Below are 23,023 nucleotides of genomic sequence, written 5' to 3'. Positions count from 1 at the left end.
TAGAATTATTATCATGAAGACGAAAATTACCCTATTAGCACTGTCCCTTTTTGTACTTAACTTAGGTTTTGCGCAACAAGACGAAGAATGCATGACCAAGTTGTCCATTTTCCATGAATATGTTAAAGCCAAAAATTTTGATGCGGCTTACGAACCATGGATGGCCGTGAGAAAAAAGTGCCCGAAGTTTAATAACGCCATATATATTGATGGGGAGAAAATATTAGATGATAAAATCGAAAAAACCACTGGAGCGGAAAAAGTGGGTTATATTAATGACCTGTTAAAAGTTTGGGAAGAACGCGGTGTGCATTTTGCCAGCAAAACCCCCAAAGGAGAGTATGCTGCCCAGGCATGCCAGTTAAAATACGATTACAGGGAAGAGTTGAATTTATCCGATTTGGAATTGTATGAGTGTTTTGATGCCGCTTATAATTTGGACAAAGCGACCTTTACCAACCCAAAAAGTTTATATACCTATTTTTCGTTGATGGTGGATTTGTATGATGCCAAGAAAAAGTCTGCTGCAGAGTTATTCAATAAATATGATGATGTTGTTGAAAAGGTAGAGGATGAGATTCAGAACTATTCTGAAAAACTGAATGTGCTCATTGAAAAAGAAGACAGCGGGGTCCAGTTAACCGGTAAAGAAGAAAAATATAAAAAGTACTATGAAAGTTATTTAAGTGCCTACGATAAGATAGCCGGTAGTATAGATTCTAAATTAGGGGACCGTGCCAATTGTGATAACCTTATTCCGCTTTATGAGAAAGGCTTTGACGAGAACAAAACCAGTGCTATCTGGTTGCAACGTGCGGCCGGAAAAATGTCGGAAAAAGAATGTACAGACCACCCTTTATTCTTTAAACTGGTAAACGCCTATCATGAGTTGAGTCCTTCGGCCAATTCGGCTTATTATTTAGGAATTCTAAAAGATAAGGAAGGCAAATCCAATGAGGCCATCTCATTTTATAAACAAGCCATTGATTTGGAAACCGATAACTATAAAAAGGCCAAGTTGAATAATAGAATTGGGTTGAAACTCAAGGCCAGAGGAAGCTATGGCTCGGCAAGAGGGTTCTTTAGAGAAGCCCTTAAACTTAATCCTTCTAATGGTCGTCCGCATTTATCCATTGCAGCCATGTATGCCGCCAGTGCGAAGGATTGTGGGGATACCAACTTTAATAAAAGAGCTGTATATTGGTTGGCTGCCGATGAAGCCGCAAAAGCAGCACGTGTAGATCCGACCCTGAAAAAGGATGCCGCCCAGTCGGTAGCGAATTATACGGCTAAGGCCCCTACAAAATCAGAGATTTTTACCGCTGGGAATAGTGGTCAATCTATAAAAATTGCATGTTGGATAGGGGCATCGGTGACAGTGCCCAATATTTAATGCACAAGCATACCAACATATAACATAGTAAACATAGTCACCTTAGTTGCGGTGACTATGTTTTTTTTAGAATAATTTCAATTTTTTTTAATGGACATACTTCGACGGCCCTCAGTACCGGAATGTCGTGGGCATAAACGATTTCTTATAACCGCAGTCCTTCTCGTACTACTCATGTCATGTAAGGACAACTTTGGCAATGTGCAAACTATTGGTATTTCGGAAAACGAACCCATAGGCGTCGCCGAACAGATCCATTTGAAATATACCGATTCCGGAAGAATAAAAGCCATTCTGGTTAGTCCAAAAATGTTGGATTATTCCAATAGGGAGTTTGCCTTTAGTGAGTTTCCGGAGGGTATCGTCCTGGACCTGTTTGACGAAGACCATAATAAAAGCGTGGTCGTTGCCGATTATGCCATTAACTACGATAAGACAAACCTTATCGATTTGCAGGGTAACGTGCGGATTGCGACCCATAATAAAGACACTCTGTTTGCCGAACAACTATACTACGATCAAGATAAGGAATGGTTATTTACGAATAAACCGGTAACCTTTAAAACCGAGTCTGATATTATTCACGGCAATATTTTTGACTCGGATACCAAGTTCAATAACGCCAGTGTGCTGGAACCTACAGGGAATATTACCGTGGAAGATTAGTATTCCTGAAACAACGCCGATACCCAATTCTTAGCCGGCACTTGGGATCGCGCCTTGCTCGATGGATAATCCTGTTGCTATTTGCCGACACCCGTTGTAGGTTGTCAGACCAGGGTAGGAACGGAACGGTGTTGGGCCTGATGTAACGGACAGAAAAGGCATCCGGCATAAAATTCCTGCCGGGGTAAAGAAATCCCATATTTCAAATTTTGTACAGTTTTTTTTTAAGTATCTTTACAGCCAATTACAATTATGAATTGATTGGTATGAAATATTCAAAATTCTTTCAATACGCCTATTTGATATTCGCTGTTTTATTTGGGTATGATGCGATGAGTAAATACCTCAATGAAGGTGTTGTTGCTTATACTTCCCTATTGTTGGCAGCAACGGCTATTTTTATGTTTTTCTTTAGAAGACGGTTTGCCAAAAAGATGGACAATAAAGATCAATAGCCTAAATGAATGTAGAACTTGCTGTTATTATTGTGTCCTTGTTGCTATCCGCATTTTTTTCGGGTATGGAGATCGCCTACGTCTCGTCCAACAAGATCCATATTGAGATTGAAAAAAAGCAAGAGGGACTTTTAGCCCTTGTTTTAGGCAGAATAACAGCGAAACCATCTAAATTTATCGCCACCATGCTTATTGGTAACAATATTGCCCTGGTGGTTTATGGTCTGTTTATGGGGGATATGCTGGTGGCCTGGTTTCAATCCCTGTTGCCTTCGGCATCAGGGGTATTGAGCTATATGATTACCGATTTAAGTTTGTTGTCGCAAACCATTATTTCAACAATAGTGATCCTGATTACCGCTGAATTTTTACCCAAAGTGTTCTTTCAGGTGTATGCCAATACCCTTATAAAAGCCCTGGCCATTCCGGCCTATATGTTTTATGTGTTGTTTACCTTTGTTTCGGATTTCATTATTTGGATTTCCGATACGGTGTTAAAAACATTTTTTAAAACAGAAGGGGATCAGATTCAACTGGCCTTTACTAAAGTGGAATTGGGTAATTATATAAGTGAACAAATGGAATCCGTTGAGGAACATGATGATGTCGATACCGAGATCCAGATTTTTCAAAATGCCTTAGAGTTTTCAGAGGTCAAGGCACGTGAGGTTATGGTTCCCCGTACCGAAATCATCGCGGTTGAAATTAAGGAATCCATTAAGACGTTAAATACCCTGTTTACCGAATCGGGCTGTACCAAAATTTTGGTATACCAGGACACCATAGATGATATTTTAGGCTATGTACATTCCTTTGAACTGTTTAAAAAACCCAAAAACATTAAATCGGTTATGGTACCTGTTGAATTTGTTCCCGAAACGGTATTGATTAAAGATGTTTTAGGGGTGCTTACAAAAAAGCATAAAAGTATTGCCGTGGTCATCGACGAATATGGTGGGACTTCGGGTATTATGACCGTTGAGGATATCGTTGAAGAGCTGTTTGGTGAAATTGAGGATGAACACGATACGGCGGTTCTAATTGAGGAACGTATTGATGAAGAGACCTATCGATTTTCGGCACGTATGGAAGTTGATCAAATTAATGAAACCTATAAATTGAGTCTCCCGGAAAGTGAAAATTACGAAACACTTGGCGGTTTAATCGTGAATCACACCGAAGAAATTCCGCGACAAAATGAGATCGTGACCATTGATCTGTTCCAGTTTACTATTTTGGAAGTGTCCAATACCAAGATTGACCTTGTGGAACTCAAGATTTTGGAGGCAGATTAAGAACTATAAGGATGAATCCAATTATTGCAAGAATCTACTTTTATTATTAATTAGAAAATGGTATTTTCGCGCACGGTATTTTTGCCAACGAGGCAAATAAAAACCATGAACAATGATATACCGGTACATCTGGTTTAATATAAAATTTCAAAAATGGCAGTTTTAAATAAGATTAGACAACGTTCTCTTTTTTTAATATTAATTATTGCATTGGCCTTGTTTTCTTTTGTGCTGGCAGATTTATTTAGGAATAGCGATGCGTTAACTTCAAAGTCGCAAAATATTGTGGCTACAATTAATGGTAAGGATATTACCCGAGAAGATTTTTTACAGAAGGTTGAAGTGGCCCAAAGGCAGGCCGGACCTAACGCCACCAATACTCAGGTTGTGAACCGTATTTGGGATCAGGAGGTTAGAAAAGCAGTGATGGAATCGCAATACGAAGCCTTGGGGATTTCCATTGAAAAGGACAAAATGAGGGACCTGATAAAAACCGCTTTGGCCACCAATCCGGAATTCTTAAATGAAGCCGGAATATTTGATGAGAACAAGTTAAACGAATTTATAGCCAACCTTAAGGAAATAGCACCACAACCAGGGTTTTTTAATGGGCAACCCATTACCTATTCCGACTGGACCAATTACGAACAAAGCTTAGCGACAAACGCTTTGCAGCAAAATTATTATAACCTGGTAAAAGCAGGACTAACAGGAACCCTTGCTGAAGGAGAGTTAGACCATAACCTGGAAGGACATAAAGTAGATATTAAATATGTACAAGTGCCTTATACGGCTATTCCCGATAGTACGGTTGCGGTATCTAAATCTGATATTTCGGCTTACATAAAAGCCCATAAAAAGCAATATGAAGTTGATGAATCCAGGGATATACGCTATGTGGAATTTAAGGAAGAAGCGACTTTGGAGGATGAAGAAGCCATTAAAGCAGAGTTAAACATGTATTTGAATGGACGTCTGGTGGATGACACGGGAAGAAAAGATACCATCGTTGCCTTTTCTCAAGTGAAGAACCACGCCCAGTATATCAATACCATTGCAGGGTCAAACGAGAAATATGAGGAACGTTTTGTGTTTAAAAACAGTTTACCGACACCCTATGCCGATAGTATATACAACTTGAATGTAGGTGAAGTTTTTGGCCCTTACAAACACGATGGTCAATTTAAATTAACGAAGCTCATTGCAGAAAAAAATATTCCCGATTCCGCCAAGGTTAGGCATATTTTAATTCCATTTTTGGGTGCCCAAAGTGCTGCTCCGGATATCATTCAAACGGAAGCTGAAGCCAAGGCCACTGCAGATAGTTTACTTGCTATTCTTAAGAAAGACCGTTCAAAATTCCCTGAGTTTGTTGAAGAATTCTCTTCAGATCAGGGGAGTGTTCAAAATGAAGGACGCTATGACTGGCATCCCTACAATACCATGGTCCCGGAATTTAACGATTTTGAGTTTGAAGGCGAAGTGGGTGATCTCGGCGTTGTAAAAACGGTTTTTGGATTCCATATTATTGAAATTGAAGGTCAGAAGGACAAAAAACGAGCGGTAAACGTGGGAACGATTTCTAAAAAGATTGAACCTTCGGAAGCCACCATAAATAAGGTGTTCAGAGATGCCTCGAAATTCGAGGTTGAAGTGGATAAAAAAGACTTCCAGGAGGTCGCTACGGAAAGTAAGTATACCGTTCGCCCTATCAATGGGATTAAGGTGCTGGACGAAAATATCACGGGAATAGGAAGTCAGAGACAAATTGTACGTTGGGCTTTTGAAGATGAGTCTAAGGTGGGTGATATTAAGCGGTTCACCATTTCTTCAGGCTATGCCATTGTACAATTGGTGGCGAAGCACGATAAGGGCCTTATGGCCGTTGAGGATGCCTCGGCATCGGTGTTACCCTTGATACGTAAAGAAAAGAAAGCCCAAATTATTAAAGACCGCATTAGCGCAACCACATTGGAAGATGTGGCTGCAGCCGAAAATACAACCGTAAGAACGGCATCGGCCATTACGATGAAAACACCAACGATTTCGGGAGCCGGCAGGGAACCCTTAGTCGTCGGCACGGCGTTTGGGTTGGATGAAGGTGAGACTTCCGGTTTGATTGAAGGTGAAAAAGGGGTGTATATGATTCAGGTGACCAAGGTAACCCCAGCGGTAGCCCTTGAAAACTATCAAGCTGCTGCCAATAGAGTGGAGCAGCGTAAAACCGGAGCAGTAACCACTAAAGTCTATAACGCCCTAAAGGCGGCTGCCGTAATTGAAGATAACCGGGCCAAAACCCAGGTGCAATAAGATATTATATTTAAATTAATGAATAAGACATGCTCTCTAAAGGAGCATGTTTTTTTTTGGTGCACATACCTACAATGGGGATGGGGAGATCTGAAGACCACCCTATACCGATATTAAATCGGAATAGCGGAGTACCGTAGGATAGCCCTTCCCCTTAAAATAGGGTCCGGGATCCTCCTTTGAGGCCACTAAAATAAAATCGCCACCCCAGGCCCCTAAACTTTTGACGGCCCCTTTAAAATCTGGAAATAACCGCACTTTAACAGGAACTTGCTGTATGGCTTTTGAAATCATCGCTTCATGCTGCCGCATCAAATCCTGAAAGGTGCTAAACGAAGCGCAACAGACCATCGCTTCGGTAATGTTGGAAATGGTTTTGATAAGGTCCCGGGATGTCGTTTTCGCCTTTTTGTAGTGGGCAATGCCCTCACGACTATTTTGCTTTTTGTTGAGGTATACAAAATACAACCGGTCTTTAAAGGACGGGTTGAAGTCTACTGCTGTGACAATAGGGGCTTTGTTTTTAAGTTGATAGGTCAAGGCGTAGTTGTGCTGTGCGCACGCAATATCATATCCGCTGCCACCAAAAGTAAGTGCCAGGAGCCGATAGGGGTCAACATGTGCCCATTGTGCTATATTGTTGATTAAGGTGGACGAGGTCCCCAATCCCCAATCTTTGGGAAAAGCCAATTGAGTGGTCACCCGATACCCCCGGCTGCCGTTAAGAAAATGCGGATTAAGCGATCTGGCGGCTTCCAAAATTTCCCTGAGCCTCAGTCCAATACCGTGCGTATCCCGACCCGCAGAGCGCGAAGAGGACCACCCTTGTTTTTCAATGTCGAACCCCTCTTCATACCATACCTTACCCTGGTCATCCAGGCTGGTCCACACCAGCCGTGACCCGTCCAAAGGAGCAACGGTTAAGGATTGACCTAATGAAGTGGGAAGGGCCAAAGCCCTGGCACCATCCAAAATAACATATTCTCCCGTGAACAGCAGTTTACCGTTGGAGTAATAGGTCTTGGTCTCTTCGAGAGTTTGAGATACCAGATTACTCGATACGGTATTGGGTATTGAGGCCTTCGAAGCGGCCATAGTCTTGGGAACTGCTTTATCTCCATAGGTCATCGACCATTTTGGAAGCGCATTGCGTTTACCTTTTATCAAAGTCATTTTTTCTGCCCTGTTCCAGCCCTGTATTTGTTTTTTTCTGTAAATGGCATCATCGATGGTTTGGAACGCTTCAACATAAACTAATCTCAAGGGAAGCCTTATTCTAGTATGATTGGCACCACGGCCACTTTGGTGTGCTCTTAGTCGTTTGCCCAAATCCACCGTTCTACCGGTATAAAAGCTGCCATCTGAACATTCTAATATGTAAACAAAGCCTTTAGGCATGGTCTATTTAATTTTTTTTGGAGGCCGGGATTGTCGAAGCCTCAATTGAGTTGCGTTTATATTCCCTAACCGGGTCTTCATCTAATTTTTACAGACTCAACCTGACACTCCGGGCCCGGATCTTAAATGATGCAAAGCTTCCGAGACAGCACTGTGTGATACTGTATGGGATTTAAAATATTCGGTTAAAGTTTGTTTCTCCATTTCATTAGCACCACATTGATTTAAAATATTCAAGAGGTGCATTTTCATATGTCCTTTCTGAATGCCAGTTGTAGTCAAGGAACGCAAAGCTGCAAAATTTTGAGCCAAACCGGCCACGGCGACGATCTGCATAAGCTCTTTGGCCGAAGGATGATGCAAAAGTTCCAGTGCTAATTTCACGAGGGGGTGTAATTTGGTAAGGCCTCCTACCGTACCAAGTGCTAAAGGGATTTCTATCCAAAAATGGAAAATCCCATCTTCCACCTTGGCATGGGTTAAGCTGCGATAACGACCATGTCGTGCGGCATAGGCATGCACGCCCGCCTCAACAGCCCTAAAATCATTTCCTGTAGCCAAAACAACCGCATCGATCCCGTTCATAATGCCTTTATTGTGGGTTACCGCGCGATAGGGTTCAACCTCGGCAATACTAACGGCTTGTATAAATTTATAGGCAAAGGCTTCTCCGGAAATAAGGTCGCTTTCAGTCAGGTCCTCAACCTTACAACTCACTTCGGCACGAACCAGGCAATCCGGCACATAATTGGAAAGAATGCTCATGACGATATCGATTTTCTTTTCTTCATCAGAAAATAATTCGAAGGATTTTGCACCATCCTTAAGGGTTTTGGCAAACTGTTCCAGGCAGGAATTTATAAAATTGGCCCCCATCGCATTTAAGGTTTCGAATGATACGTGCAGTTGATAGTATCCTTTTTTATCCTTGGTCTTATCCCGCAATTCAATATCGAGTATGCCCCCACCGCGATCGGCCATATTTTTAGTAATGGAGGCCGTATCACTTAACAGTTGTGGCTTAATATGCTTAAAAAATGCCCGAAGTTTATGGACGTCGCCATGGTATATAAAATGGACCTGGCCAATTTTAGTAGTAGAAAGGACTTTCGTTTTGAATCCACCACGATCCAACCAAAACTTGGCCGCCTTGCTGGCGGCCGCTACAACCGAACTTTCCTCAATGACCATGGGAATGGTATAAAGCTTGTCGTTGATAAGAAAATTGGGAGCGACACCCAATGGCAAATAATAGTTGGTTATCGTGTTTTCAATAAACTCGTCATGGAGTTGTTGGATTTTCGCATCGGTATTCCAATACTGTTCTATGATGGTTCTGGCTTCTTCGGAATTTGAAAAATAGGTGGTGACAATCCAATCAATTTTTTTTGCTTTGGATAATTTTGAAAAGCCTGAAATAGATTTGCTCATAAATAATGCGATTTCATTGCAAAGATACTACTCTTGTGGTGAATATTGAATATCCCAAAGTTGGTCGGGTTATTAAAGTGTTAATAATTTAGGATTTTGCATAATTTTTAGTAAACTTGACCTCATTTTAAGAAAAAAATAGTTTTTTTGTCAATTTACAAATGATTTGTAATTTCCATCACCTTGAAAAAGCAGGATCATGGTGATCATTGAACTTAATAAAGACCAGTTACTTACGGATGAAGCATCTTAAATTTTCCCTGGTTGTTTGCCTTTTTTTAACAACCCTTTTGTCGGCACAACAGAAGTCCATTACCCTGGAAGAGCTATGGCATGGCGCCTTTATAACTAAAGGAATGGATGTTCTGCATTCCATGAAAAATGGGCAGCAATACACGGTGCTTCATTTTGATCGGGCCACGCGCAGTACTGCTATAGATGTTTATGATTACAAGACCTTAAGCAAGGTTCAAACCCTGGTGAGTTCCATAGATATTGATGAATTGTCGTATTTTACAGACTACGCCTTTAGTGACGATGAGTCGAAGGTGATGCTGGCCACCAAAGAAGAGGCCATTTACAGACGCTCCACAAAAGGGCATTATTTTGTTTACGATTTGATGGATCATTCCATAAGGTCAATCAGTGAACATAAAATCCAGGAACCTACCTTTTCACCCGACGGTCATAAGGTCGCCTATGGCTTTGAAAATAATCTGTACCTTAAAGATTTGAAAACAGGGGAGACCATTCAGATAACGGATGACGGTGCATTCAATACCGTTATTAATGGCATAACCGATTGGGTTTATGAAGAAGAATTTGCGTTTGTTCGTGCTTTTGAATGGAATGCCGATAGTGATAAGATTGCATTTATACGCTTTGATGAATCCAAGGTTCCCGAAATTTCAATGGATATTTATGGCACAGGGCTTTATCCGGATCAACAGGTGTTTAAGTATCCCAAAGCCGGGGAGGCCAATTCTGAAGTGTCCCTTCATATCTATGATGTTAAAAAAGCAATGACTAAGGAAGTGCAAGTGGATAAACCCTATCATGATTTTTACATACCACGCTTACAATGGACCCATAAACCAGATGTGTTAAGTGCACAATTTATGAACCGGCATCAAAATGAATTGGATTTATGGTTTATTGATACAAAAAACGATACCGCTAAATTGGTGCTGTCCGAAACCGATACAGCCTATGTTTCTGTTACCGATAACCTTACCTTTTTAAAGGACCACAGTTTTATTTGGACCAGTGAAAAGGACGGATATAACCATATTTACCATTACGATCCTACAGGAAAATTGATTAATCAGGTCACCAATGGAAAATGGGAAGTCACCAATTATTACGGTTATGATGAGATGACCAACACCATTTTTTATCAGTCTGTAGAAAATGGCTCCATCAACAGGGATGTTTATGCCATAAAATTAAACGGTCGCGATAAGACGCGATTAACAAAAAGTGAAGGTACCAATAGCGCCTCGTTCAGTGCTGACTTTTCCTATTTCATCAATTCGTTTTCCAGTGCTACAACACCACCGGAGTATACCCTTAACAGCGCTGCCTCCGGGAACGTCATTAAGAGCATTCAAGATAATGATGTATTGACGCAAAAGCTTTCAGATTATAAAACCTCGAGGAAGGAATTTAGTACGATACCTATTAATGGGAACGATTTGAATATGTGGATGATTAAACCCCACGATTTTGATCCGAATAAGCAATATCCTTTGTTAATGTACCAGTATTCGGGGCCCGGTTCCCAGGAAGTAGTGAACCATTGGAATGAACCCAACGATTATTGGTTTCAGCATTTGGCTCAGGAGGGTTATGTTATTGCATGTGTAGACGGCCGTGGTACGGGATTTAAAGGCGCAGCATTTAAAAAAGTAACACAGAACGAATTGGGGAAGTATGAGGTAGAAGATCAAATAGCCGCCGCAAAATACCTTGGGGAATTGCCCTATATCGATGCGAGTAGGATTGGAATCTGGGGTTGGAGCTATGGGGGGTTTATGAGCAGTAATTGTCTGTTTAAGGGGAATGATGTATTTAAAATGGCCATAGCCGTTGCACCGGTTACCAGTTGGCGGTTTTATGATACCATATACACCGAACGGTATATGACCACACCTCAGGAAAATCCGGATGGCTATGATGATAACTCCCCCTTAAATCACATCGATAAACTTAAAGGAGATTTTTTATTGATACATGGATCGGCAGACGATAACGTCCACTTACAAAATACCATGCGTTTGGCAGAAGCCTTAATTCAGGCTGATAAACCGTTTGATTGGGCCGTCTATCCGGATGATAATCATGGGATCTATGGCGGAAATACCAGATTGCATTTGTATAAAAAGATGACGAGATTCATTCATGAAAAACTGGGCGATAAGCGAGAACAACAAGAGCAGGAAAAAGTAAAAGAGAAACAAGAACTTAAAGGATAATTAACTAATAACAACATTTTATGGCAAATATTAAACAACCTCATGTTAAAGAACTTTTTGGACATCCGGTAGGGCTCTATGTATTATTTTTTACTGAAATGTGGGAGCGTTTCTCCTATTATGGGATGCGTGCCATATTAGTACTTTATCTCGTTCAATCGACAACCGATTCTAATGCGGGTCTGGGATGGTCTAATGGAGAAGCTTTAGCACTTTATGGTTGGTATACCATGCTCGTATATGTGATGTCTATACCGGGAGGTTGGATCGCTGACAAGTTTTTAGGTCAGAAAAAATCGGTGCTTTACGGAGGGATACTGTTAGTGGCCGGCCATAGTATTCTGGCGGTGGAACAAATGTGGGCTTTTTATTCAGGTTTAGGGTTAATTATTGCGGGTGTCGGGATGCTGAAGCCAAATATCTCCACCATGGTAGGGGGCTTGTATAAACAAGGAGACATTAGAAGGGATAAAGGGTTTACTATATTTTATATTGGAATAAATGTCGGTGCTTTTTTATCAAGTTTAATTGTAGGTTATGTTGGGGAGGTGCATGGTTGGCATTATGGCTTTGGGCTTGCCGGAATAGGGATGGCTTTAGGATTGATACAGTATGTTGTTGGTCAAAAATATTTAAGGCATGTCGGTAATTATTTAGGAACCTCCATGAATGAAGAAGATAAGGACCTCATGAAAAAACCGTTAACCAAGATTGAGAAAGATAGGATTGTGGTCCTAATGATTTCTTTTTTATTGGTTATTGTTTTTTGGGGAGCATTTGAACAAGCCGGTGGATTGATGAATATTTATGCCAAAGAGAATACCAATAGAATGTTATTGGGTTGGGAAATACCGGCGTCCTGGTTTCAATCCTTAAATGCTATGTTTATCATATTTTTAGGAACTTCGGTTGCCGCTTATTGGGCAAAGCGGAAACTAAAAGGGAAAGTCGCTACCTCTTTATTTAAAATGATCCTTGGATTGATTATTATGGGTACCGGTTTTTTCTTTATGTCTGCTGCTGCTTCAGAATTCAATAATACAGGTTCTTCGGCCATGTATTGGTTGGTGCTGGCGTATCTGTTTCATACGGTTGGAGAATTGTGCATATCTCCGGTGGCCTTATCCTATATTACCAAATTAGCTCCGGTTAAATATGCCTCCTTAATGATGGGGATTTATTTTGCAATGACCGGTTTTGGAAACAAATTGGCAGGATTGTTGGGTGAGTCGGCAGAAGGTGTCGGTGAGTTTACCGTATTTACCGGAATTGCTGTATTTTGTGTTGTCTTTGGATCGTTAATATTGGTTTTAAGAAAGAAATTAGAATATTTAACCCATAATGCCGAAGATGATGAAAGAGAGATGCATTATGTCGAAGAAACTGAAGGTTTTGAATTGGCCGATACTAACTAATATTTATGATCTATGACTACAGATGTAGAAAATCTTTTTAAGGATAAAGTCCTGGGACACCCTGCAGGCTTATTTGTGCTGTTCTTTACGGAAATGTGGGAGCGTTTCTCCTATTATGGGATGCGGGCCCTGCTCATATTATTCTTCACGGCCTCCATTATGGGGGAAGGGGGATGGGGTTGGCCTAAAGAATGGGCCTACGCTATTTTTGGAACCTATACCTCTTTGGTCTATTTATCCACCATGTTAGGGGGGTATTTTGCCGATAATGTGATAGGCATTAGAAAGTCTGTGGTACTGGGCGCCTTGTTAATGACTTTAGGACATGCTTGTATGGCCCTTGAAACGACATTCTTCATTTATTCTGGGTTAACACTTTTGGTTTTTGGCAGTGGGTTTTTTAAGCCCAATATGACCTCCATAATTTCTGAAATGTACAAGGAAAAGCCGGAGAAAAAGGATGGGGCTTATACTATTTTTTATATGGGTGTTAACGCAGGAGCCTTTCTGGGTATTTTATTATGTGGTTACCTTGGAGAAAAAGTCGGATGGTCCTGGGGCTTTGGAATTGCCGGAATATTCATGCTGTTCGGGCTGTTGCAGTTTTGGTTTGCCCAAGGTATTTTCGGGACTATTGCACTGAAACCTAAAAAGAAAAACGAAGATGTCCTGGACATCGTTATGGATACGTCACCGGATCCTGAATCGGAAGACCAAAGGAACCCGTTTACATCTGTACAAAGACTCATGATTGTTGTAGCCGCTGTACTTGGTTTAGCCTGGATTTTAAATGATCCCATATCCAAGATATCTGAAGGCCAATACAATCTGTTTAATTTTGAAATGTTCGGATTATCGGGATCTACCATAACCATTTTATTTGCTTTAGCTTTATTTGTCCTTTTACTGATAATTAGAATTCCCAAATATGTAAAAACAACCAAGGAGAAAATGTTAGCTATTATATTTTTTGCTTTTGTTACCATGTTTTTTTGGGCCATTTTTGAACAATCCCCAAGTTCCTTAACGGTTTTCGCCAGAGACTATACACAGCGCACGTTGTTGGGAGGAGCGGGATTAACCTTTAAAATTGCGAATTCCTTAATGACGATAATCCCTTTGGGTGTTATTACCTGGGTGTTGGTCATGCTGTTTAAAAAGACTTTTGCCAAATATGCCTTATCCAATATGTTCTTATCCTTAAGTTTTCTCATTGTTTGGGGTATTGCCCTATGGATGCTGTCTACAGAATTTCAAAAGGAACAAACCGAGGTGCCTGCCTCGTGGTTTTCTGTATTGAATTCGTTATTTATAATCACCTTAGCCCCTTTATTTTCCAAATGGTGGGAGAGTAAGTACAATCCTAATGCCAATATGAAATGGGCCATTGGAATGGGCCTTTTGGGATTAGGTATGGCCTGCGTGGCTTTTGGTGCCGGCGGTATTGAACCCGGGGCAAAAACGGCCCAGGTTAGTATGGTATGGCTCATATTGGTTTATTTATTTCACACCATGGGTGAACTTTGTATCTCACCGGTAGGCTTGTCCTATGTTAGTAAATTAGTTCCCCCGAGAATGATTGCGACCATGTTTGGCATTTGGTACTTAGCGATTGCCATAGGGATGAAATTGGCAGGCATGTTCGCCGAATCTTCCGAGAGTATTGCCCAGGAGCATGGCATAAGTTATTTTTTCTGGATTCTTACTGGAGTATCTCTGGCCCTGGCAGTATTGTCGGCTATTTTATATCCGGTAATCAAAAAGCTCATGCACGGGGTACGTTAATCGAAAAAAACGTTAAAGTAAACTCAAAAAGCTCTTGTTTAAGGGCTTTTTTTGTAAGTTAGGTATGGATTTTGCGAATAGATTAAAGATTTTTGCAATAAAAAAGATGGAAATATGAGAAGAATTGTGCTTTCGATTATGTTTATTATTTTTGTGTCATTCTTTAGTGTTGGCCAGGAATTAATATGGCATACTGATATGAAAAAGGCGTCCGAAATTGCGATTAGAGAAAGCAAGCCTGTACTCATGTTTTTTACGGGATCGGATTGGTGTGGTTGGTGTAAAAGGCTCCAAAAAGAAGTATTTCAAACCCAAGATTTCGAATCATGGGCGAAAGATAATGTGGTTTTAATGGAACTGGACTTTCCAAGGCGAACCGCCCAGGAGCAATCCGTTAAGGTTCAAAATTACCAATTGCAGCAAATTTTTAATGTGAGAGGATACCCGACCGTATTCTTTGTGAACCCGGAGAAGAAAGCGGATGGCAAAATGAATTTGAATAGTTTAGGTAAAACCGGTTATGTTCGTGGCGGAGCTCAGGAATGGTTAACCGTTGCCAATAATTTTATACAAAAATAGAATGAAATTAAAAATTATACTACTGATTCTGAGTGCAATGTCCTTGAAGGGGATAGCACAGGAAATTAATTGGTTATCCTTGGACAACGCTCTGGCACTTCAAAAGAAAACGCCAAAAAAAATAATGATGGATGTGTATACCAATTGGTGTGGCCCCTGTAAAATGTTAGATAAAAACACCTTTCAAAATAAGGACGTTGTGGATTATGTGAACAAACATTATTATGCTGTAAAGTTTAATGGCGAAGGTAATGAGGTGGTGACCTTTGATAATAAAACCTTTGAAAATCCTAATTACAATCCGGCCAATGCCAACAGGCGTAATGCAGCGCATCAATTAACCGGATATTTACAGGTTAGTGCCTATCCCACCATTGTGTTTTTTGATGAAGAAGCAAATATGATTGCCCCCATAAGAGGCTATAAAACACCAACTCAATTGGAATTGTATTTGAAAATGTTTAAAAACGACGATCATAGGGCACTAGATACTCAGGAGAAGTTTAACGCCTATTATAAGGCTTTTAATCCGGAGTTTTAGATCTTTACAGGACTAATAATTAATAATAAAAGCTCCCCTTTCGCCGGTATAATGGAAGGGGAGTTTTCTTTGCTCACAAACGGATTTCCATTGTAAAACATACGATTTAAAATTACTGCCATCTGCTATGATTAGTTTGGGTCTAAGAGAATCGATCAAACGATTGACATTAAGTTTTGGAGACCCACGTAATAGAACATAATCCGGGCGGAAAGATTTCACGTTGTAAACACATAGGCTATCTACAATTAAAAGAGATGTTTTATCCAATACATAAACAGATTTTAAGGATTCGTTTTCAATAGTTTTGATGTGGTTACCCAAGGCATAGTCTTTTATGGTTTTGATGGAAGCAGAATGCCCTTGATTCAGGTTCTGGGCCACCTTCATGTGGTTAGCGGTAACATGGCCAATTAAAGTATACCTGCTTTTGTTAAATATGATCAAGGTGTTATGGGGTGCACGGTATGCTGTTATCATGACTGCGATTTGTGTAAAAAGCAGACCACATAATATCATTTTAAGACAGAAATAAAGTGATTTAAAACGAAAACACACCAGGGCTGTAATAAAAAAATAGCTTGCCAGAACATATAACCCGTTAAAAGGAATGTCCGTAAACAAAAATGAATCCTGTTTTGCTATCCAATCCACAAAATCATTCATAGTAGATATGATAGAACCATAACCATGGGCAAGTCCATGGGGTAGGGCATTAAAAATGGACAACGCCATAGTTAGTAATCCCAGCCCTAAAATCAAACCTAAAACAGGAACAATAACCAGGTTGGACATAAAAAATAAACCGGGAAATTGGTGGAAGTAATATAAGCTTACCGGGAGGATTCCCAATTGAGCGGCCATGGTAATTGTAAAGGTGTGCCATAGTTTATCCACAATCCAATATTTAGATTGGAACAGTTTATAGAACATGGGATCCAGGGATACAATGGAAAAAACAGCCAAATAACTCAATTGGAAGCCCACATCGAATAAGGCCATCGGTTTCCATAGAAGCAGGATAAACATACTAACGGTTAGGGTATTATAAATGTTTGTTGGACGCTTGAGGTTTGAGGCTATGGCAACAAGGCTAAACATGGTTACGGCCCTTGTTACTGAAGCTGAAAGACCGGTGATAATGGCAAAGCTCCACAGTAAGCCTAAGAGCAAAACAACTTTAATTGTTTTACCATATTTTAGGCGTTCCAAGGGGTTAAGGATGTAACTAAAAATGAGCAGTAATATTCCAATATGCAGCCCCGATACAGCAAGAATGTGGATGACGCCTGCATGAGCATAATGGGAGTAAACGTCATCGCTTATATACTGACGCTGCCCCAAAAGCAAGGCGTTGATGATGGCGCGTTCGTCGGGTTTAAAATGGTAATGGTTCAGTTTCGAGTTCAGGTAACGTCTAACCATATCGGCCAGACCAAAAATAGAATGCCCGCCTGGTTTAACGTTAACTAATTTTTGAGATTCCGTAAAGATTTGATGATAGATGTATTGCCTGGCCAAATAGGCCTTATAATCAAATTGATTTGGATTTAGGGGAGGCGTTACAGCCTTAATTTGTACCATAGCCCGGTATTGCTCATCTACATTCAAGGGGTGGCTTAAGGTATCTTTTTTAATATGTAACAGGAGTTTACCATTGACGGTTTTTGCGTTAATTCGAGAAGTACGAATAACATACCTGTCGTAAGATGTACTCGATTTTAAAGCTTCATGAATTGTAAATGTAAGGGCCGCATGTACATTTTCAGTGGGTTCAATATGATGGGAATAGTGATTTGTAAATTGCTTTTGATCATGGCTAAACACGGTTAACATACCTATAACAATGAATGCCATATAGCTAAAACAACCAAACCAAAATGTCGTTTTAAAGGGTTTGTTCGACATTAAGTGAAAGATGAACAAACCCGTTAGGAGAAAAATGGTAATGAGGATAAGGGTAGTACATTCAAAAGGATAAAAATAGCCAACCAAAATACCTAGAATCAGGCATAGGGTAAGTTTTATTACCGTAAAGTTTAAGGCAATCATACGGCATAAATATAAGAAATAGCCTATAAATTACGATGTAATTACTTTCAAATATGGTATCTTATTTATTGGGAGCGGAGCATGCTGTTAAAGATACCGTCGTGCTTCAATAAAAGCGGAATACCAATAGTGGTCGGAAAGACGGGAAATCATAACACCTTTTTTTGTAGTGGAGTGAATAAACGCGATATCACTTTGAGAAACTTCAACCACCAATCCCACATGATTGATGGCCTGACGTCTACTTTTACCTGTTTTAAAAAAAAGTAAATCTCCTTTTTCAACTTGACTACGGTCTATTCTCAGGCCTTTTTTGGCCATATCCCTGGAAATTCGTGGTAAAAAAATGCGGTGTTCTCTAAACGATTCAAATACCAAACCGGAACAATCCATACCTGATTTTGTAGTACCACCCCATTTGTATTTAACTCCTACAAACGTTTTGGCGTAATCGGTAATGCGGTCCTGTAATGTAAAGACCTTAAGTGAATTTGAAGCGTTATTGTATGGATCGGATTCAGAATATTCAGGTATTGTTTTTGAAGTTTTTGATTTCGAACCCTTAGCACGCTTTGTGGACTTACAACTTGTATAACAAGTCATGAGGATAAAAAGAATCAAAAATATTCGCATTACTTACCGATGGATTGAAGGGATTTAAAAATTAAATCGGCGGTTTTCTCACTTGCTCCTTTACCGCCCAGTTTTTTTTCTAATTCGTAATAATTCAAAAATAACTTTGTACGTTCATGATCATCTAAAATAAGGTCTAATTCCTTTTTTAGCCGACCGGGGTTAAAATCGTTTTGTATGAGTTCCGTAACCACCTTTTTGTCCATAATTAAATTCACCAAAGAAATGTATTTCAAGGTAATAATACGTTTGGCAATTTGATAGGATATATTACTTCCTTTATAGCAAACCACTTGTGGTACTTTAAACAAGGCCGTTTCCAAAGTGGCCGTGCCCGAAGTTACCAATGCCGCCATGGACATGCTCAACAGGTCGTAGGTTTTATTATCTACAAAATTGACATTGGGATTGGTAATATAAGGTTTATAAAACTCAAAATCCTGACTCGGTGCTCCGGCAATGACAAATTGATAATTCGGATAATGGTCAATTACACTGAGCATAACAGAAAGTGTTTTAGTAATTTCCTGTTTTCTGCTCCCGGGAAGTAAAGCAATAATAGGCTTATCACTTAGCAAATGTTTTCTTCTAAACTCATATTCGTCTATAACCGGTCTTTCGGAAATCGCATCAATCAGGGGGTGGCCCACAAAGGTAACCTCATAATTATAAGATTTATAGAACGCTTTTTCAAAAGGAAGTATAACGTACATCGCATCAATATCACGCTTAATGGCTTGTACTCTTTGGGCTCTAGAGGCCCATACCTGTGGCGAAATATAGTAGTTAGTTCGGTATCTCTGTTTTCTGGCCCATTTGGCAATCCTTAGGTTAAAACCGGAATTGTCGATAAAAATAATAACATCCGGTTGGTAATTGGTGATGTCTTTTTTGCAAAGGGCGATGTCATTGAATATTTTTGGTAAATTTTTTAGAACTTCAATAAAACCCATAAAGGAACGTTCTTTATAATGTTTCACCATATGGCCACCGGCAGCTGCCATAAGATCACCTCCCCAAAACCTAATATCGGCATTAACGTCCTTTTTACGTAAGGCCTTCATAAGGTTTGAGCCATGTAAGTCTCCCGATGCTTCACCAGCTATAATGTAGTATCTCATTTATTCTGTCCGGTCGAGTGCACTTGAAACCTTTTTTCGCAAAGGATATTACGGCACTCTTATTTTTAGATTCATTAAAATAATTTAAAAATAAACGTAAAAACAGCGATAAAAACGGTGATGAGCAATACACCGCGGGCGCGATAATCCTGTTTTTTTCTAATAAAAATAAAAAAAGCGATGAGGTTCAAAATCGCACCCAAACTAATCAGTTTTCCTAAAAAGCCTTCTTGTGCTGCAGCTCTAACGACTTTGGTAAAATCATCTCCCTGACCAAGTAATGTGGCTGCAAAAAAGAGCCCCATTGCATTTGCAATAAGTCCAACAATAATGCCAATAAAAATATCTTTCTTCATCTATAATTCAATGCGGTTATGGTTAAAAATTCCAATTTTTTAGGTTATTAATGTAGTGATGGGCTGTCAAATCGAATTGAACGGGAACCACCGAAACGAAATTATTAGCTAAGGCCCATTCATCAGTATCTTCGCCTTCATCCAAGTTAACAAACTTACCGGTTAACCAATAATAATCCTTGCCCTGAGGGTTGATGCGCTTATCAAATTCTTCTACCCAGTTGGCCCTGGCTTGTCTGCAAATTTTAATTCCCCTGATGTCAATGCCCTGTATATCGGGGATGTTTACATTTAATACGACACCATTAGGTAAGCCGTTAGCCAGAACATTTTCCGTGATGGTTTTTACATAGGGCTCACAGGCATCAAACTTGGCATTCCATTTATAGTTTAACAAGGAAAACCCAATGGCAGGAATGCCTTCAATACCGGCTTCAATGGCTGCACTCATGGTTCCGGAATAGATCACATTGATGGATGAATTCGACCCATGATTAATTCCAGATACGCATAAATCTGGAGTTCTATCCGTAAGTTGTCTTATCGCCAACTTTACACAATCTGCAGGGGTTCCGGAGCAGCTATATTCCTTATGTGTACCTTTCTTAAATGTAAGCTCTTCGGCATAAAGTGTAGAATCTAAGGTAATGGCATGCCCCATACCACTTTGTGGACTGTCCGGAGCTACCACAATAACATCACCTATGGTTTTCATGATGGCAATTAAGGTGCGTATCCCACTGGCATTTATACCATCGTCGTTAGTGACTAAAATTAAGGGCTTTTTGCTCATTCATGTTAATTTTAACAACGCTAAAATACATAAATTCCTATGTAAACACTTTATTTCTTTGGTTTAACAAAAAATTAGCGGCAATAAACCCAGTTGGCATAGTTTTTTCTTTATTTTAGTGGAAAATATATTGCAGCTTTTTATTAAAAGAGACATTTAAAATGATGAAAAAAATGATGAAGAGGAATTATAAGGTTTTATTGCTGGTATTATTACTGGCATTTGCTTCCTGTAGTTTTACTGCCAAAACTTTTGACGATACGGATAAGGATAAGTTGCTGGTTCGTATTATTAGCTATGTTTTGGAACAGGGTCATTTTGACCCGATTGAGATAAACGATGACTTTTCGGTAGCATTATTTGACGATTACCTTGAAACTATCGATCCTGTTAAGCGTTACTTCTATGATTCTGATATAAAGGATTTTGAAAGGTATAAATGGAGTTTGGACGATCAAATAAAAGCGGTTGACGTCACTTTTTTTAATGTGGTGCACGAGCGGTTATTGCAGCGAATCGAAGAGGCTCGGGAAATTTACAAAGACGTACTTTCTAAACCATTTGATTACACCATTGATGAAACCTTTGAGACCAATTATGACAAGGTGAACTATGTGAAAAACAAAAAGCAGATGAGGGAGCGGTGGAGAAAACAACTCAAATTTTCCACGCTTACCAATTATGACGATTTGATCATGGATGAAAAAGCGGCCAAGGATAGAGATCCATCCCATGTGATGAAAACAGAAATAGAAATTGAAAAGGAAGCACGAGAGGCGACTTTAAATTCCATAGAAATTTATTTTAATGACAACATAGATGATTTAACCCGCGAAGAATGGTTTTCGCTTTATGTGGATGCCATTGTGAGTGAGTTTGATCCCCATACCTATTACTTGGCCCCAAAAAATAAGGAGAATTTTGATGAGCGTATGTCAGGAAAACTCGAGGGTATTGGAGCGCGATTACAAAAACGCATGGATTATATTAAAATAGTTGAACTCATCTCTGGGGGACCGGCATGGAGAAGTAACGAATTGGAAGTTGAAGATGTTATTTTAAAGGTAAAACAGGAAGATGAAGATGTCCCTGTTAATATTGTGGGCATGCGTATTAATGATGCTATTAAATATATAAAGGGCCCCAAGGGCACCAAGGTGACCCTTACCATAAAAAAAATAGATGGTACCATAAAGGATGTGGTTCTTGTAAGGGATATTATAGAGCTGGGTGAGACGTACGCTAAAGCCTCTATAGTTGAAAAGGACAATCAGAAATTTGGAGTGATTAATTTACCTTCTTTTTACGTTGATTTTCAAGATTATAAAACTCTGAATGCAGCCAAGGATGTTAAGTTGGAGATAGAACGACTTAAAGCTGAAGGGATGGAGGGGCTTGTATTAGATTTAAGAAATAACGGTGGTGGTTCATTACCGGCCGTTGTGGATATGGCCGGTCTGTTTATTAAAGATGGCCCCGTGGTACAAGTACGGTCCTCAGGGAAATCTAAGGAAGTGCTTAGCGATAGGGATCGGTCTGTTGTATGGGATGGCCCATTAGTAATTTTAGTTAATGAAATATCAGCCTCAGCCTCCGAAATTATGGCCGCCGCTATGCAAGATTACAAAAGGGCGATCATAATTGGCAGTAAACAAACCTATGGTAAAGGGACCGTACAAAATGTGATAAACCTTAATAATATTCTTCGGAATAGTTCTCAAGGGGATTTAGGAGCGTTGGCTTTAACAACTCAAAAATATTATAGAATAAATGGTGGTTCTGTACAATTAGAAGGGGTAAAGAGTGATGTTATGGTTCCTGGCCGTTTCAGTTTTATTGAAGTAGGAGAAAAGGATAAGGATAATCCATTGCCTTACGATGAAATAGATCCGGCTAATTATAAAGTTTGGGATAATTATTTTGATTACGATAAAGCCATCAGCAATAGTAATGCGCGTATGAAAAATAATGAACAATTGAAGCTCATTGAAGAAAATGCGAGATGGGTAAAAAGTAAAATTGATGAAACCGTTTATTCTTTAAATTATAAGACTTATAAGGCCCAATTACAGTTAAACGAGGAGGAATCGAAAAAATTTGATGCCATAGCAGATTACAAGACCAATTTAAGTTTTAATTCCTTGGCTTACGAGCGTGCCTTATTTGAATCTGACACCACCAATTTACGTGAGAAACGGGAACGTTGGCACGAGAGTCTGAGTCAGGATGTTTATGTGGAAGAGGCTCTGAATGTTTTGGAAGATTTAAATCGTTCTTTAGGTGTTAAAAGAGTCGTTACGACATCGGGTAAAATTAAGAATTAACC

General features: G+C 39.8%; 18 protein-coding genes. 11 read left to right on the top strand and 7 right to left on the bottom strand.

The features are described 5' to 3' along the window. Nucleotides 1-13: 13 nt before the first annotated feature. The 5 genes from MR054_RS01565 to MR054_RS01545 all read left to right on the top strand — a co-directional run bounded on the left by MR054_RS01565 (nucleotide 14) and on the right by MR054_RS01545 (nucleotide 6,119). Nucleotides 14-1,393 (top strand): tetratricopeptide repeat protein, encoded by a 1,380-nt coding sequence (locus tag MR054_RS01565; RefSeq protein ID WP_242085570.1) that lies wholly within the window; start codon nucleotides 14-16, stop codon nucleotides 1,391-1,393. 90 nt (nucleotides 1,394-1,483) lie between these two features. Then, nucleotides 1,484-2,059, top strand: a complete 576-nt coding sequence (gene lptC, locus MR054_RS01560) for an LPS export ABC transporter periplasmic protein LptC (protein WP_242155501.1) — start codon at nucleotides 1,484-1,486, stop codon at nucleotides 2,057-2,059. 266 nt (nucleotides 2,060-2,325) lie between these two features. Beyond that, complete coding sequence (locus tag MR054_RS01555) at nucleotides 2,326-2,514, top strand: hypothetical protein (protein ID WP_242085572.1); 189 nt, start codon at nucleotides 2,326-2,328, stop codon at nucleotides 2,512-2,514. 5 nt (nucleotides 2,515-2,519) lie between these two features. After that, a complete protein-coding gene (locus MR054_RS01550) occupies nucleotides 2,520-3,809 on the top strand; it encodes a hemolysin family protein (RefSeq protein WP_242155499.1) in 1,290 nt (429 codons plus the stop codon). Between the two features lie 153 nt (nucleotides 3,810-3,962). Beyond that, on the top strand, nucleotides 3,963-6,119 hold the full coding sequence (locus MR054_RS01545) for a peptidylprolyl isomerase (RefSeq protein WP_242155496.1): 2,157 nt from the start codon (nucleotides 3,963-3,965) through the stop codon (nucleotides 6,117-6,119). Nucleotides 6,120-6,221: 102 nt separating this feature from the next. Here MR054_RS01545 and MR054_RS01540 read toward each other — a convergent pair whose 3' ends face one another. Further along, a complete protein-coding gene (locus MR054_RS01540; protein WP_338081491.1) occupies nucleotides 6,222-7,517 on the bottom strand; it encodes a GYDIA family GHMP kinase in 1,296 nt (431 codons plus the stop codon). Between the two features lie 96 nt (nucleotides 7,518-7,613). Next, nucleotides 7,614-8,960 carry a hydroxymethylglutaryl-CoA reductase, degradative gene (locus MR054_RS01530; protein WP_338081506.1) on the bottom strand — a complete coding sequence of 449 codons (1,347 nt, stop codon included), beginning with the start codon at nucleotides 8,958-8,960 and terminating at the stop codon, nucleotides 7,614-7,616. A 227-nt stretch (nucleotides 8,961-9,187) separates the two neighbouring features. On the opposite strand from MR054_RS01530, the gene MR054_RS01525 reads away from it, so the two are divergent. From MR054_RS01525 to MR054_RS01505, 5 genes are all read left to right on the top strand, one after another. Then, a complete protein-coding gene (locus MR054_RS01525; RefSeq protein ID WP_242155492.1) occupies nucleotides 9,188-11,422 on the top strand; it encodes a S9 family peptidase in 2,235 nt (744 codons plus the stop codon). Nucleotides 11,423-11,442: 20 nt separating this feature from the next. After that, the gene (locus MR054_RS01520; RefSeq protein ID WP_242155490.1) at nucleotides 11,443-12,837 is read left to right on the top strand and encodes a peptide MFS transporter; all 1,395 of its coding nucleotides are present in this window, start codon (nucleotides 11,443-11,445) and stop codon (nucleotides 12,835-12,837) included. A gap of 12 nt (nucleotides 12,838-12,849) precedes the next feature. Further along, complete coding sequence (locus MR054_RS01515; protein ID WP_242085578.1) at nucleotides 12,850-14,622, top strand: peptide MFS transporter; 1,773 nt, start codon at nucleotides 12,850-12,852, stop codon at nucleotides 14,620-14,622. Between the two features lie 114 nt (nucleotides 14,623-14,736). Beyond that, nucleotides 14,737-15,201 carry a thioredoxin family protein gene (locus MR054_RS01510; protein ID WP_242155488.1) on the top strand — a complete coding sequence of 155 codons (465 nt, stop codon included), beginning with the start codon at nucleotides 14,737-14,739 and terminating at the stop codon, nucleotides 15,199-15,201. Between the two features lies 1 nt (nucleotide 15,202). Continuing rightward, complete coding sequence (locus tag MR054_RS01505) at nucleotides 15,203-15,742, top strand: thioredoxin family protein (RefSeq protein ID WP_242155486.1); 540 nt, start codon at nucleotides 15,203-15,205, stop codon at nucleotides 15,740-15,742. 12 nt (nucleotides 15,743-15,754) lie between these two features. Here the strand turns inward: MR054_RS01505 and MR054_RS01500 are convergent, their stop codons facing one another. The 5 genes from MR054_RS01500 to surE all read right to left on the bottom strand — a co-directional run bounded on the left by MR054_RS01500 (nucleotide 15,755) and on the right by surE (nucleotide 20,697). Beyond that, nucleotides 15,755-17,794, bottom strand: a complete 2,040-nt coding sequence (locus tag MR054_RS01500) for a ComEC/Rec2 family competence protein (RefSeq protein ID WP_242155485.1) — start codon at nucleotides 17,792-17,794, stop codon at nucleotides 15,755-15,757. A gap of 87 nt (nucleotides 17,795-17,881) precedes the next feature. Next, the gene (locus MR054_RS01495; protein WP_242155483.1) at nucleotides 17,882-18,397 is read right to left on the bottom strand and encodes a C40 family peptidase; all 516 of its coding nucleotides are present in this window, start codon (nucleotides 18,395-18,397) and stop codon (nucleotides 17,882-17,884) included. A 29-nt stretch (nucleotides 18,398-18,426) separates the two neighbouring features. Further along, a complete protein-coding gene (lpxB, locus tag MR054_RS01490) occupies nucleotides 18,427-19,548 on the bottom strand; it encodes a lipid-A-disaccharide synthase (protein ID WP_242155481.1) in 1,122 nt (373 codons plus the stop codon). 74 nt (nucleotides 19,549-19,622) lie between these two features. Beyond that, the gene (locus MR054_RS01485) at nucleotides 19,623-19,904 is read right to left on the bottom strand and encodes a hypothetical protein (protein ID WP_242085584.1); all 282 of its coding nucleotides are present in this window, start codon (nucleotides 19,902-19,904) and stop codon (nucleotides 19,623-19,625) included. Between the two features lie 22 nt (nucleotides 19,905-19,926). Continuing rightward, nucleotides 19,927-20,697 carry a 5'/3'-nucleotidase SurE gene (gene surE / locus MR054_RS01480; RefSeq protein ID WP_242155478.1) on the bottom strand — a complete coding sequence of 257 codons (771 nt, stop codon included), beginning with the start codon at nucleotides 20,695-20,697 and terminating at the stop codon, nucleotides 19,927-19,929. Between the two features lie 176 nt (nucleotides 20,698-20,873). Here surE and MR054_RS01475 point away from each other — a divergent pair, with 176 nt between their 5' ends. Further along, nucleotides 20,874-23,021 carry a carboxy terminal-processing peptidase gene (locus MR054_RS01475; RefSeq protein ID WP_242156353.1) on the top strand — a complete coding sequence of 716 codons (2,148 nt, stop codon included), beginning with the start codon at nucleotides 20,874-20,876 and terminating at the stop codon, nucleotides 23,019-23,021. The last annotated feature ends 2 nt before the right edge of the window (nucleotides 23,022-23,023 follow it).

The sequence above is a fragment of the Aestuariivivens sediminis genome (genome assembly GCF_022662105.1).
Taxonomy (GTDB): domain Bacteria; phylum Bacteroidota; class Bacteroidia; order Flavobacteriales; family Flavobacteriaceae; genus Aestuariivivens; species Aestuariivivens sediminis.
The sequence above is the reverse complement of the archived record's forward strand: the minus strand, read 5'-3'. Positions and strand labels throughout refer to the sequence as shown.

Coding starts and splice junctions, on each gene's coding strand:
- MR054_RS01565 (WP_242085570.1), top strand. CDS start 14: ATGAAGACGAAAATTACCCTATTAGCACTGTCCCTTTTTGTACTTAAC.
- lptC (WP_242155501.1), top strand. CDS start 1,484: ATGGACATACTTCGACGGCCCTCAGTACCGGAATGTCGTGGGCATAAA.
- MR054_RS01555 (WP_242085572.1), top strand. CDS start 2,326: ATGAAATATTCAAAATTCTTTCAATACGCCTATTTGATATTCGCTGTT.
- MR054_RS01550 (WP_242155499.1), top strand. CDS start 2,520: ATGAATGTAGAACTTGCTGTTATTATTGTGTCCTTGTTGCTATCCGCA.
- MR054_RS01545 (WP_242155496.1), top strand. CDS start 3,963: ATGGCAGTTTTAAATAAGATTAGACAACGTTCTCTTTTTTTAATATTA.
- MR054_RS01540 (WP_338081491.1), bottom strand. CDS start 7,517: ATGCCTAAAGGCTTTGTTTACATATTAGAATGTTCAGATGGCAGCTTT.
- MR054_RS01525 (WP_242155492.1), top strand. CDS start 9,188: ATGAAGCATCTTAAATTTTCCCTGGTTGTTTGCCTTTTTTTAACAACC.
- MR054_RS01520 (WP_242155490.1), top strand. CDS start 11,443: ATGGCAAATATTAAACAACCTCATGTTAAAGAACTTTTTGGACATCCG.
- MR054_RS01515 (WP_242085578.1), top strand. CDS start 12,850: ATGACTACAGATGTAGAAAATCTTTTTAAGGATAAAGTCCTGGGACAC.
- MR054_RS01510 (WP_242155488.1), top strand. CDS start 14,737: ATGAGAAGAATTGTGCTTTCGATTATGTTTATTATTTTTGTGTCATTC.
- MR054_RS01505 (WP_242155486.1), top strand. CDS start 15,203: ATGAAATTAAAAATTATACTACTGATTCTGAGTGCAATGTCCTTGAAG.
- MR054_RS01500 (WP_242155485.1), bottom strand. CDS start 17,794: ATGATTGCCTTAAACTTTACGGTAATAAAACTTACCCTATGCCTGATT.
- MR054_RS01495 (WP_242155483.1), bottom strand. CDS start 18,397: ATGACTTGTTATACAAGTTGTAAGTCCACAAAGCGTGCTAAGGGTTCG.
- lpxB (WP_242155481.1), bottom strand. CDS start 19,548: ATGAGATACTACATTATAGCTGGTGAAGCATCGGGAGACTTACATGGC.
- MR054_RS01485 (WP_242085584.1), bottom strand. CDS start 19,904: ATGAAGAAAGATATTTTTATTGGCATTATTGTTGGACTTATTGCAAAT.
- surE (WP_242155478.1), bottom strand. CDS start 20,697: ATGAGCAAAAAGCCCTTAATTTTAGTCACTAACGACGATGGTATAAAT.
- MR054_RS01475 (WP_242156353.1), top strand. CDS start 20,874: ATGAAGAGGAATTATAAGGTTTTATTGCTGGTATTATTACTGGCATTT.